This window comes from Cohnella suwonensis (assembly GCF_042655365.1).
GTDB lineage: Bacteria > Bacillota > Bacilli > Paenibacillales > Paenibacillaceae > Cohnella > Cohnella suwonensis.
The window spans coordinates 1-12,298 of sequence record NZ_JBHSMH010000040.1 but is presented as its reverse complement, the minus strand read 5'-3'; the positions used below and the strand labels follow the sequence as shown (position 1 = coordinate 12,298).

Below are 12,298 nucleotides of genomic sequence, written 5' to 3'. Positions count from 1 at the left end.
CTATTAAAATGAGAAAAATATTAATGGTTTTGCTGTGCGTTGCCGTTCTTGGCGCAATACCGTTCGCCGGATCGCCTAAAGCGATCGAAGCAGCCGCGGCTACGGACGCGTCGGTCATCGATATTTTCGGCCGCGAAGTGAACGCCAACGGGATCGACCTTGTCGACTGGCAAGGCTATCTCGCCAACCCCTATGTCAAGCTTACCGTAAAGCCGCCGACGAGCGCCGTTTACCCCGTTACGATCACCGTAAACGCTCAGGGCTCGTCCCGCTTGATGATGGACCTGCCGAGCACGTTGTCCGCGAACGGGGCGAGCAAGACGCTGACCTTCAGCAGCTCCTCCGTGCAGAAAAACTTTCTGCTTGAAATCGCGCCGGACACCACTGGAGGGCCGGGCGAAATCGAAAATTACACGTTATCGATGACGATCGCCGAGAATAACGGCTCGTCCCATACCCAGACGATTCCGATCCGCGTCCTCGATCAAGACGATAACGTGACGACCTCGTTTCCGCTCGTATTCGATTACCGCTTCGACACCGTTAACCACTATTTCGATAATGCGGCCTATCGAACGGCAACCGAAAGGGCGATCAAGGATTGGTTTTATTTCCTGGACATCCAACCCTTCGATACCGTCCCGGCGGGCGCGGAAACGAATTTCGTGCCGAACGACAATTTTAACGGAAACACCACCGTTACGAACAACGCGGCCTATACGGGAGAGTGGATTTTCTTAAGGGGCTTGAACGATCCGTATTCAACGGGGTGGAACTCGAACAACGGCCAGTATCATAAGAGAAACGGAGTTCAGGTTCCGGGGCCGCTCTATCGTTCGCTCGGGGCGGCACTGGATTTTAACGCCGGCGCGACCCCATTCGCTTCGATGAACGACAACGATTGGTATCTGACCGATCTGAACCAGGTTACCGACGTATACGGACTCATGATGCATGAATTCGGACACGGGTTCGCGTATAGCGATTCCTGGTCCGGCATGGCGAATTACGTGAACACGAGCGGCGTTAACGACGCCGAGGTTATCGCCTACCAAGGACGTTCCGTGCCGCTTGACGGAAGCTACCATATTCCGGGGGATCAAATCTATTGGGATAGGCTCAGCGGGCAGAGCGCCGGATGGACCAGTCTGTTCCCGACCCGGCGGTGGATGCTGACCAAACTCACGCTTCTGGTCGCGGAAAATGCAGGCTGGACGTTGAACAAGAACTTGACGCCTTTCCTGGCTCCTTCGATTGTTACCGTTTCTCTCCCGAATGGGACGAAAGGACAAAGCTACAGCCAGCAACTGACTGCGAAAGGCGGCGTGCCGTTCTACGATTGGACGGTTTCCGGAGGAACGCTTCCGCCAGGGCTCTCCCTGAACCGGTTTACCGGAGCGATCAGCGGAACGATTTCGAGCTCCGCGCCGCAGAATAGCTATACGTTCACCATCCAGTTAAGGGACTACGACGAGATGAGCGCTCCGGTAACCAAATCGTTCACGATCAGCCTCGGAACGGGCGGAGGCGGAGGGGATCTGGTCGCGAACTATTTGTTCAACGAAACGAGCGGAACATCCGCTGCGGACGCCACGGGCAACGGCTGGACGGGAACGCTGAACGGAGGAGCGGCTTGGGCGGCGGGGCAAGCAGGCAACGCCCTAAGCCTGAACGGGACTTCGGCTTATGCGAGCTTGCCAACGGGTATCGTAAACACGTTGAATGATTTCTCCGTATCGACGTGGGTTAAAGTCAATTCCAGCACGGATTGGTCCCGGATCTTCGACTTCGGAACGGGAACGACGACCCACATGTTCCTAACGCCTAAGGCCGGTAGCAGCGGCGGTCTTCGGTTCGCGATAACGACTGGAGGCAGCGGCGGAGAGCAGCAATTAAACGCTCCCGCTCTGACGACGGGCGTATGGAAGCATATCGCGGTCACGCTCTCGGGCACAACCGGTAAGCTGTACGTGGACGGCGTCGAAGTCGCGACGAACAGCGGCATGACGCTCAAGCCTTCGAGCCTGGGCAGCACCAACCAAAATTATATCGGCAAATCGCAATATTCCGATCCGTACTTGAACGGTTCGGTGGACGACTTCCGAATCTATAACCGTACGCTTACCGCCGCGGAAGTGAGCGCGATCGCGGGACCTCCGCCATCGGGTTTCGTCGCCAACTATTTGTTCAACGAAACGAGCGGAACGACGGCTGCCGATTCTTCCGGCAACGGGAAGACGGCGACGCTTAACGGCACCGCGGCTTGGGCGGCAGGTAAATCCGGCAACGGCTTAAGCCTTAGCGGCACGTCGGCATACGCAAGCTTGCCGACGGGAATCGTCGGCGCTTTGAACGATTTCACGGTGGCGACGTGGGTGAAGGTGAACTCGAGCGCGGATTGGGCGAGAATATTCGACTTCGGCACGGGAACGACGAGTTATATGTTCCTGACGCCGAAGGCGGGCGGCAGCGGGCTGCGATTCGCGATCTCGACGGGCGGCAGCGGCGCGGAGCAGCAGTTGAATGCCGCGGCGCTAACGACGGGGGTATGGAAGCACGTCGCGATTACGTTGTCGGGCACGACAGGGAAGCTGTACGTGGACGGGGTCGAGGCGGCATCGAACAGCAGCATGACCTTGAAACCTTCGAGCCTCGGCAATACGAATCTGAATTACATCGGGAAATCCCAATACGCGGATCCTAACTTGAACGGCGTTATCGACGATTTCCGAATTTACAACAGGGCGCTCAGCGCATCCGAGATCGCCGCGCTCGCATTATAAGCTTAACGAAAAGGACCCCGTTGCGCTTTCGGCAACGGGGTCCTTTAATCAAATCCGCTTTTATTTGTTATTCAAGTGTTTGCGGTAATAAGCGTTACGGTAACCGGTCGGGGTCAGGTGCTCGTACTTCCGGAACAGCCGAATGAAGTATTTTTCGTCGGCCATGCCGATTTCGAAGGCGATTTGCTTTACCGTGAGAATGGAGCCGGTCAGGAGCGATTTGGCTTTGGCCATTTTCTGAATATGGATATATTCCTGTAAGTTCATGCCCATCGTTCTCTTGAAAAGCCGGGATAGATAATCGCGATTGTAGCCGTACTTCTCGGCGATAAAGGAAACGGTTAACGGTTCCGCCGCATGAACTCGAATCCATTCTACGATGGATGAGACAAGCGGATCGGGCGCGTACGCTTGACCGAGCCTGTCCCCTGTCGCGGCCTGTTCCGCCAATTCCAGAACGAGCGAAGTCGCCCCATAATGAAATGCCCTTCGATAATGGAGCTTGGAATTCGCCAAATGCTGCAGTTGGTGAAAGAGAATATCGATCCTTTCAATGTTGCCGAGACGAAAATGGAAGGGAAGAAGCAGAGTCGTGCTTTTGGAGGAAAAGTACTCATTGGAACGGTGGAGGATACGCGCTTGCTCCCATTGCTCTTCATCGGCGAATTGGGCTTCTTCTTGACTCAAGAAATGGAACCAATAGAAAGAAAGGCCCTTCTCGCTTGGCTGAAAGCCGAAGTGGGGAATGCCGGGCGGCAGAAGAAGAACGGTGCCGGGTTTAACGGTATACCGTTCTTCCTCGAGAGCAATGTATAGCGTGCCATGAACGCCGATGATGATTTCGTAGCTATCGATCGTTCGGCTCGTATGAGTCCAAGCGGATGAGGAATGGAACTGTCCTGCGGACAGGAATTCCAATGGCTTTCGAATATCGAATTTGACGAATCGCAACGTTATCCGTTCCCTCCCAGTAACGCCGGAATCATGAGGATATGGATAATTGTACTACAAGCTTCAGATGAGCGTAACCGTCCTGAGCGACGATTCCCGCACGACGAGACGGTGGGGAATGATTTGACGGGTCGTGATCTCGACTTGCTGGATCATGCGCAGAACCATCTGCGAAGCGGTGTAGCCGAGCTGGTACGTTCCGACGTCGACGCTGGAGATCGGAGGCATCGTAAGCTCGGAGAGCGCGATGTTGTTAAAGCTCACGATGGCGACGTCTTCCGGAATGCGGTAGCCGAGCTCCGCGAGCCCTTTGAGCACGCCGAAGGCGACGACGTCGTCGATGACGACGAGCGCGGTCGGCGGTTCCGGCTGCGACATGATGGAGGCCATCGCGCGATAGCCGCTTTCCAGCAAGAATTCGCCTTCGACGACCCATTCCGGCTTGACGGGCAAGCCCGCTTCGTTGAGCGCTTTCTCGTAGCCGGCCATCCGGTCTTGCGTCATCGCTAGCTTGGTCGGCCCGCTGACGAATCCGATCCGCTTCTGACCTTGGGCGATCAAGTGTTTCGTCGCATCGTAGGCGGCTTGAACGTTGTCATTGTCCACCGAAGGGACGTCCTCGTAATCGAGGCTGCGGCCGATGAGCGCGAACGGGACTTTTTCCTTGTGCAGAAAAGAGATGATCGGGTCGGACGAACGCGAGTAGAGGAGCAGCACGCCGTCGATGCGCCCGCCGCGGACGAGCCGGGTCACCGTATCGAGTTCTTCTTGTTCGTTGCTGCCGCCCGCCATGAGCAAGTCGTAGCCCGATCTTGTCAATTGGGCGAGGACTCCCCGAATGAGTTCGTAGAAGAAGAAGTTTAATAGAAGCTCTTCCGCGGGCTTCGGCAAGATGACAGCGATCGTCCGGGTCGTTCTGGATACGAGGCTTTTGGCCATCAAGTTCGGATGATAGCCGAGCTCCTCCATGATTTCCTTCACTTTGCGGCTTGTTTCGGCGCTGATTCTCGGGTGGTCCGCGATGACCCTGGATACGGTGGAAGGAGAAACGCCGGCTTTTTTGGCGACGTCTTTGATCGTTACGGACATGTCGAATCTCTTCCTTTACGTTGCTGATATAGGTCTATTGTATCCTAACCATGCGAGGATGTAATAACAAAATGCGCTGCGGAAGAAGTTGTGCACCATTCCTGCATATTGTTGTGCAACATAGCATAGTTATGCGGTTTCATTGTGCCATACATGGCATAAAGTCTCAAGTTGATCTATATTAAGTAATCAAGAGAAAATGAAAGAAAATTGATTATTATATCGTAAAAACGGCGGAATACACTCTGTGCAAACGATTTACAATTACGCAAAAAGGATTATGATGGAGATAGTTTCAAAAGCGCTTACATTGTGCCGGATTCACGAATAAACCTCGGAAATAAGCAGAATGTTTCTCCCCTTTGTCGATTTGTACAAACGTTTGCACAAACGAGGAGGGGCTTAGCTGAAACTGAGGATTCGTGCACGGCTCAATCGGCGCACCACAATATTCGAATCAAGAGAGGGGTTCTACTGATTCATGAACAAAACCAAAGCTTTGTCCGTGTCGCTCGTGTTGTCGATGGCATTCGTCCTGTCCGCTTGCGGCAAAAACAACAACGAAGCATCTTCCTCCCCGAGCGCCAGCGCGCCGGCTGCAACGGAAAGCTCGAGCCCGAGCGCATCCGCTTCCGCATCCGAAGCCGCCGAAGAGGACTTGAAGCCGGAAGACGGAGCTTCCCTCGTCGTATGGGAATCCAAAGAGTTCCGCGCGAACTTGGAGAAAGTCGCTCAAGCTTTCACGGCCGAGTACAACATCCCCGTTAAGATCGAAGAAGTCAACGAGCCGGACCAAATCAATAAACTCGTGAACGACGGCCCTGCCGGCGTCGGCGCCGACGTCGTCATCTTCCCTCACGATAACCTTGGCAAAGCGGTCGCCGCGGGCATCTTGCTCGAGAACGATTACTTCCAAGACGTGACGACGTCGGAGAACTCCGAAGCGTCCGTCAAAGCGTTCACGTTCAAAGACGTTCTGTACGGCTACCCTCGTTCGGTCGAGACGTACGGCTTGTTCTACAACAAAGATTTGATTCCGGAGCCTCCTAAGACGTACGACGAAATTCTCGAATTCGCGAAAACGTTCAACAAAGACGGCCAATACGCCCTCATGTGGGAAATCACGAACTTCTATTACGCTTATCAATTCCTCGCGACGCCGGGCGGTTACGTGTTCGGCGGCAACGGTTCCGACGCGAACGACATCGGCTTGAACAACGAAGGCGCGATCAAAGGCGCCCAAATGTTCCAGAAGCTGAAATCGATCCTTCCGATGAAAGCGGCCGACGCGACGTTCGACGTGAAAAAAGGCCTGTTCACTAGCGGCAAGCTGGCGCTCGACATCAACGGCCCTTGGGCGATCGCCGATCTCAAAGCGGCAGGCGTCAACTTCGGCATCGCTCCGCTTCCTTCGATCGACGGCAAAGCGAACGTCTCGTTCTCCGGCGTTAAAGGCTTCGCGGTCAGCTCGTTCACGAAATACCCGAACGCGGCCAAATTGTTCTCCCGTTACGCGTCGACGAAAGAAAACCAATTGCTGTACTACAAAGACCTCGGCTTCCTGCCTTCCAACAAGGAAGCGGCGACGGATCCCGTCGTGACGGCCGATCCTCTCATCGTCGGCATCTTGGAGCAATTCAAAAACTCCTACCCGATGCCTGCGATTCCGGAAATGGGCAACGTATGGGGCGCGGCGGCTGCGGCTCTGACGGATATTTGGGATAACGGCAAAGATCCGAAAGAAGCGCTCGACAACGCGGTCAAGCAAATCAAAGAAGCGAACGCGGCAACGAAATAATCCGAACGAAGGATCACCCGTCCGAGCGGGCGGGTGATCTCTTTATTTTTTGCGAAAGGGGAGAACGATGAATGCGAGGCATGCGCCTGAAAGCTTCCGCGTTGTCGCTCATTGCTCCGGGTCTAGGGCAAATATATAATGGTCAATTCATCAAGGGGCTCATCTTCCTCGTCATCGACGCGCTCGGGTTATGGTACTTCATCAACAACCTGTACGACGCCGTTTGGGGAGTCGTCACGTTGGGAGACAAAGTCCAACAACGCGTGAAGGTCGGCAAATTGACGAAAGTTATTCAGGGAGATCACTCGATCCTTCTGCTCGTTACGGGGATGATCACTCTCATCGTTTTCGCCCTTTTTGTCGCGTTTTACGTGAAAGCGATCCAAGATGCGGGCAAGGTGGCGCTGGAGAGGGAGCAAGGCAAATCCGCTCCGCCGATTCTCGAGACGCTGCGTTCGTTGATCGACCGGAATTTCCACGTGACGATGCTGTCGCTGCCGACGCTCGGCGTCCTGTTCCTCACGGTCATGCCGATTATATTCGGCGTGTTGATCGCGTTCACGAACTATTCCGGCCCCTCCCATATTCCGCCAGGAAATCTGGTCGATTGGGTAGGGTTCAAGACGTTCAGCGACTTGATGACGTTCAAAACATGGAGTTACACGTTCTGGCACGTGCTGCTGTGGACGGTCGAATGGGCCGTCATGGCGACGGCGACCACTTATTTCGGCGGGATGCTCGTCGCGATGCTAATCCAACAGCCCGGCATCCGATTCAAGAAGCTTTGGAGAACGATCTTTATTCTTCCGTTCGCGATTCCGCAGCTTTGCTCCGCCCTGATCATGAACAACTTGTTCAACGGAGAGTTCGGTCCGATCAACCAATACCTCGCGTTCTTCGGCATCGACAAGATCGGCTGGTTGTCCGATCCGCGCTGGGCGAAGTTCACCGTCGTATTCATCAATTCCTGGTTCGGCATCCCGGTCACGATGATGCTCATGCTCGGCGTGTTGACGACGATTCCCCGTGATTTGTACGAGGCGGCGGACGTCGACGGCGCTTCCGCGATCCAGAAGTTCTGGAACATTACGATGCCGCGCGTGCTGTTCGTGACGGCTCCGGTACTCATTACGCAATTCGCGGGCAACATCAACAACTTTAACTCGATCTTTCTGCTTACGGGCGGCGGACCGGCGAACGGGTCCTATCAATACGCAGGTCATACCGATCTGCTCGTCACGTGGCTATACGGCCTGACGTTCAACAACAACAAGTACAACTTCGCGGCGGCGATCGGAATTATCATATTCGTCATTATCGCTTCGATCTCGATCTTCAGTTATCGCCAGACGAAGTCGTTCAAAGAGGAGGACATGGTGCAATGAGGAATACGAGAACCCGAATCAAGCTATTCGTCAGCTATGTCCTCCTCGTCGTTATCTCGATCGTCTGCCTCTACCCGGCGATATGGATACTCGTCTCGGCGTTTCGGCCCGGCGGCGCGATCTATAGCCCGACGTTTCTGCCGGACCGGTTCACGACCGAGCATTTCTCGGCGCTGTTCAACGACAAGAGCTTCGTGTTCGGCCGTTGGTACCGGAACACGCTGAAGATCGCCCTGTACAGCACGTTCTTCGGCACGCTCGGCACGACGATGGTCGCTTACGTTCTTTCCCGGTTCAGGTTCAAGTCCCGCCGGCGGGTGCTGTCGACGATTCTTATCCTTAATATGTTCCCGAGCTTCATGTCGCTCGTGGCCGTGTTCCTGCTGTTCAACTCGTTTAACCTGCTGAACACGCACGCGGCGCTCATTATCGTGTATTCACTCGGAGCACCGGTCGGAGGGGCTTTTATCGTAAAAGGATTCTTCGATACGATTCCGCGCAGCTTGGAGGAATCGGCGCGCATCGACGGCGCGAGCCATCTGACGGTGTTCTCGCGGATCATGCTGCCCTTGTGCCGTCCGATCCTGATCTACATGGCGGTCACGATCTTCACGGGAGCATGGGTCGACTTCGTCCTTGCCCGGTTCCTTCTGCGTTCGAGGGAACAGTGGACGGTGGCGGTCGGTCTGTGGGATCTGGCGACCAACTTCCGGACGGCGAATTTCACGATGTTCGCGGCGGGCTGCGTGCTCGTCGCCGTTCCGATTACGGTTCTGTTCATGATGATGCAACGCTTCATCGTGGAAGGGTTGACTTCGGGAGCGAACAAGGGATGACGAAAGCGCAACGTTACGCCGGCCGCCGGGCGACGCGGATCGCGCTTGCGGCGACCGTCGCCCTCTCGCTCGCGTTGCCGGGGTGCGATTCCGGCGACGGCAAGAAGAGAGGCTCCTCGAACGCGTACTACGAAATCTTCGTCCGGTCGTTCGCCGATTCCGACGGCGACGGGATCGGGGATTTGAACGGCGTTACGTCGAAGCTCGATTATTTGGAGGAGCTCGGCGTGGACGGACTATGGCTGATGCCGATTCAGCCTTCTCCCAGCTATCACGGTTACGACGTCACAGACTATTACGGCATCGACCCGGACTACGGTACGCTCGACGATTACAAGAAGCTCCTAAAGGAAGCCCACAAGCGGGGCATCTCCGTACTGATGGATCTCGTCGTCAATCATTCGAGCGTAGAGCACCCGTGGTTCGTCGATGCAGCAATGGGCCAAGACGCCGAGCATCGCGACTGGTACACGTGGGCAAGCGCCAAGGAAGGCGGCGCTTCGCCTTCGGACGGCGCGACGGGCTCGAATCCGTGGCATGACATGGGCGGCGATAACTACCTGGGCATATTCTGGGAAGGGATGCCGGATTTGAACTTCGACAATCCGGACGTCCGCAAGGAAATGATCGCCGTCGGCCAATACTGGCTGAAGCTCGGGGTAGACGGCTTCCGGCTCGACGCCGCGAAGCATATCTACGGAGATTTCGGCTCGACGATCAACTCGCCGGCCATTAAGCGGAAGAACCAAGCATGGTGGCAGGAATTCCGCGAGGGGCTGAACGCCGTCAAACCGGACGCTTACCTCGTCGGCGAAGTATGGGAATCGCCGGCCGTCATCGGTCCTTATTTGGACCATGCGCTCGATTCCGCGTTTAACTTCGATCTGGCCAAGCAACTATTGGGCTCGGCGGATACGGAGGTCGCGCAGGACATCGGATTTACGTTATCCCGCGTCCACGAGTTTTTCTCCAAATCGTCCGAAGGGGCGTTCATGGACGCTCCGTTCCTCGCCAACCACGACCAGCCTCGCGCGATGACCGCGCTGAACGGCAACGAGAACCATGCCCGCATGGCGGCGGCGATGCTGCTGACTTTGCCCGGCAGGCCGTTCATCTACTACGGAGAGGAACTGGGCATGACAGGCGCGAAGCCGGACGAAAGAATCAGGGAGCCTTTCCCTTGGAAGATCGAGCCGGGTTCCCCGGAAGAGACGACCTGGGAACCTTCGACGAATCGCGGAGACGGTTCCGTGTCGGTCGAGGCGGAAGACGAGTCCCCCCGCTCGCTTCTGAACCTGTACCGGGAACTGCTAAGCTGGCGGGCGGCCGAACCGGCGCTTCGCGGCGGAACGATCGCATCTTACGTGACGGGCAATTCCGCGATCGTATCGTACGCGAGAGCCGCGGAAGACGAGCAACTGCTCGTCGTACACAACCTGTCCGGACTGTCGCAGACGGTGTCTATCCAAGCGACTAAAGCGCAGCCGCTCGTTTATTCGAAGCTCGCGCTCTCGACGGAAGAAGGAGCGGAGCTCAGCGGGACAACGTTGAAGCTTCCCGCTTACGCAACCGTCGTGTTGAAACCGTAGGCGATCGATCGCAAGACGATCGTCCTCGCCCAATGACGGGAGCCCGTTTCCGACCCCCCTTCAGGAAACGGACTCCGTCACGCGAACAACCCCGTAGGCGCTAGATGCGCCAAGCGGGGTTGTTCGCGTAGGAAGCCGGGAGTAAGCGATTACATTCCGGGAAGAACGCCTATCCGCTTCTCCACATACAATGTAGCACCTACACGGAGGACTGGAGTTGAGCACGGATGGACATCCAATTAACGTCATTGCATTGGGTGTATTTGGCGTTTATCGCTTTTATTCTCGGGCTGCTCGTCAAGAGACGGGATACGACGCTCGTATGCGTCGCCGGCATTTTCACGCTCGGGATCATCGCGACCGAAAGCTTGAACGGGTCGGTATCGGGTATCTTCAACGGCTTTATTTACGCGACGAAAGAGCTCATCGGCACGATCTTCATCATTTCCATCATCGTGGCGATGAGCCGGGTGCTGATTATAACGGGCATTAACGAGACGATGGTCAAGCCGCTCACCGGCTTCCTTCGGACTCCGACGCTCGCCTTCTGGGGGATCGGCCTTATCATGGCCGTCACCTCGCTGTTTTTCTGGCCGTCGCCCGCGGTTGCCCTTATTGGCGCCGTCTTGCTCCCGGTAGCGATTCGGGTCGGATTGCCGGCGTTAGGCGCGGCTATCGCGATGAACTTGTTCGGACACGGCATCGCGCTCTCCGGCGACTATATTATCCAGGGCGCTCCGAAGCTGACCGCGGACGCGGCGGGATTGCCGGTTAGCGGCGTCATGGAGGCAAGCGTGCCGCTCGTCATCGTGATGGGGCTCGTCACGACGGTCGTCGCGTTCTGGATGATGAGGCGGGATATGAAAAGAGGCAAGTGGAACGACGGTCTTGTCGAAGGAGGAGCGGGCAGCGCGTTAGGAACGACGGCGCCGACCGTCATTCTTCCGGAAAGGGTGAAGAAAACGCTGGCGATCCTCATTCCGGTCCTGTTCGCGATCGACGTGATCGCGATGTTCCGGTTCGACCTGCAGGGCGGGGACGCGACGGCGTTGATCGGGGGAACGGCGGTGCTGATCCTGATCGCCGTCACGATGATCGCCCATCGGAACAAGGGACTGGAAGAGACGACTTCTTATCTAATAGAAGGCTTTCAGTTCGGTTTCCGGGTGTTCGGTCCCGTCATTCCGATCGCCGCTTTCTTCTACTTGGGCGACTCCGCGTTCAAGGATTTATTCGGCGACGGGCTACCGGCCGGCTCCCACGGCATCGTGAATGATCTCGGCGTCGCGCTCGCGAACGCCGTGCCGATGAACGGGGCGGTCGCATCCGTGACGTTGTCGGTGACGGGGGCCATCACCGGGCTCGATGGCTCGGGGTTCTCCGGCATCTCGCTCGTCGGTTCCATCGCGAACATGTTCTCGACCGCGATCGGTGGAGGTGCGGCGACGTTGACGGCGCTCGGCCAAGTGGCGGCGATCTGGGTCGGCGGCGGGACGCTCATTCCGTGGGCGCTCATTCCCGCGGCGGCGATCTGCGGCGTCAGCCCGTTCGAGCTGGCGCGGCGCAACTTGAAGCCGGTGCTGATCGGCATGGCGGTTACGACCGTCGTCGCGATGTTTCTCGTGTAAGCCAGCGCTCAAAAAGCTGCGCCTCCGCTCATCCGCGAATCGATGAGGTTGGCGCAGCCTATTTGTAGTGGAGTTAGACGTCGGAGCGACTAATTCCTCAAGTAAGGGGCTGCCTACACACAGAATTAATCGTCCAAACCCATTAGCATTGCATTAAAAGAAGAGCCACATGTCAATCCCCGTACACCTTCCTTGGAAGGTGATCTGAATTTTCTGAAATTTAGCTTTTCGTTCAAAAA

Annotated in this window: 8 protein-coding genes; 6 read left to right on the top strand and 2 right to left on the bottom strand. The window is 56.3% G+C overall.

What is annotated here, in order from left to right:
• Window positions 1–8 precede the first annotated feature (8 nt).
• A complete protein-coding gene (locus ACFPPD_RS12680) occupies window positions 9–2,783 on the top strand; it encodes a LamG-like jellyroll fold domain-containing protein (protein ID WP_209751204.1) in 2,775 nt (924 codons plus the stop codon).
• A 60-nt stretch (window positions 2,784–2,843) separates the two neighbouring features.
• On the opposite strand, the gene ACFPPD_RS12675 is transcribed toward ACFPPD_RS12680, so the two are convergent.
• Together ACFPPD_RS12675 and ACFPPD_RS12670 are read right to left on the bottom strand one after the other, a co-directional pair.
• Window positions 2,844–3,734 (bottom strand): AraC family transcriptional regulator, encoded by an 891-nt coding sequence (locus tag ACFPPD_RS12675; protein ID WP_209751206.1) that lies wholly within the window; start codon window positions 3,732–3,734, stop codon window positions 2,844–2,846.
• 63 nt (window positions 3,735–3,797) lie between these two features.
• A complete protein-coding gene (locus ACFPPD_RS12670) occupies window positions 3,798–4,823 on the bottom strand; it encodes a LacI family DNA-binding transcriptional regulator (RefSeq protein WP_209751208.1) in 1,026 nt (341 codons plus the stop codon).
• A 481-nt stretch (window positions 4,824–5,304) separates the two neighbouring features.
• Here ACFPPD_RS12670 and ACFPPD_RS12665 point away from each other — a divergent pair, with 481 nt between their 5' ends.
• The 5 genes from ACFPPD_RS12665 (at window position 5,305) to ACFPPD_RS12645 (ending at window position 12,059) form a co-directional block, all read left to right on the top strand.
• Window positions 5,305–6,621, top strand: coding sequence for a sugar ABC transporter substrate-binding protein (locus tag ACFPPD_RS12665; RefSeq protein WP_209751210.1), 1,317 nt, complete (start codon window positions 5,305–5,307; stop codon window positions 6,619–6,621).
• A gap of 71 nt (window positions 6,622–6,692) precedes the next feature.
• On the top strand, window positions 6,693–8,006 hold the full coding sequence (locus ACFPPD_RS12660; RefSeq protein ID WP_209751212.1) for a carbohydrate ABC transporter permease: 1,314 nt from the start codon (window positions 6,693–6,695) through the stop codon (window positions 8,004–8,006).
• Window positions 8,003–8,842 (top strand): sugar ABC transporter permease, encoded by an 840-nt coding sequence (locus ACFPPD_RS12655; RefSeq protein WP_209751214.1) that lies wholly within the window; start codon window positions 8,003–8,005, stop codon window positions 8,840–8,842. Before ACFPPD_RS12660 ends, ACFPPD_RS12655 begins: the two co-directional genes overlap by 4 nt.
• Window positions 8,839–10,431 (top strand): alpha-amylase family glycosyl hydrolase, encoded by a 1,593-nt coding sequence (locus tag ACFPPD_RS12650; RefSeq protein ID WP_209751216.1) that lies wholly within the window; start codon window positions 8,839–8,841, stop codon window positions 10,429–10,431. The genes ACFPPD_RS12655 and ACFPPD_RS12650 overlap by 4 nt, the downstream gene beginning before the upstream one ends.
• Before the next feature lie 227 nt (window positions 10,432–10,658).
• Entirely contained in the window at window positions 10,659–12,059 is a 1,401-nt protein-coding gene (locus tag ACFPPD_RS12645) for a hypothetical protein (RefSeq protein ID WP_209751218.1), read from the top strand.
• Window positions 12,060–12,298 lie beyond the last annotated feature (239 nt).

What these genes read in the sequence shown, in the direction of transcription:
- ACFPPD_RS12680 (WP_209751204.1), top strand. Translation starts at nt 9, where the DNA reads ATGAGAAAAATATTAATGGTTTTGCTGTGCGTTGCCGTTCTTGGCGCA.
- ACFPPD_RS12670 (WP_209751208.1), bottom strand. Translation starts at nt 4,823, where the DNA reads ATGTCCGTAACGATCAAAGACGTCGCCAAAAAAGCCGGCGTTTCTCCT.
- ACFPPD_RS12665 (WP_209751210.1), top strand. Translation starts at nt 5,305, where the DNA reads ATGAACAAAACCAAAGCTTTGTCCGTGTCGCTCGTGTTGTCGATGGCA.
- ACFPPD_RS12660 (WP_209751212.1), top strand. Translation starts at nt 6,693, where the DNA reads ATGCGAGGCATGCGCCTGAAAGCTTCCGCGTTGTCGCTCATTGCTCCG.
- ACFPPD_RS12655 (WP_209751214.1), top strand. Translation starts at nt 8,003, where the DNA reads ATGAGGAATACGAGAACCCGAATCAAGCTATTCGTCAGCTATGTCCTC.
- ACFPPD_RS12650 (WP_209751216.1), top strand. Translation starts at nt 8,839, where the DNA reads ATGACGAAAGCGCAACGTTACGCCGGCCGCCGGGCGACGCGGATCGCG.
- ACFPPD_RS12645 (WP_209751218.1), top strand. Translation starts at nt 10,659, where the DNA reads ATGGACATCCAATTAACGTCATTGCATTGGGTGTATTTGGCGTTTATC.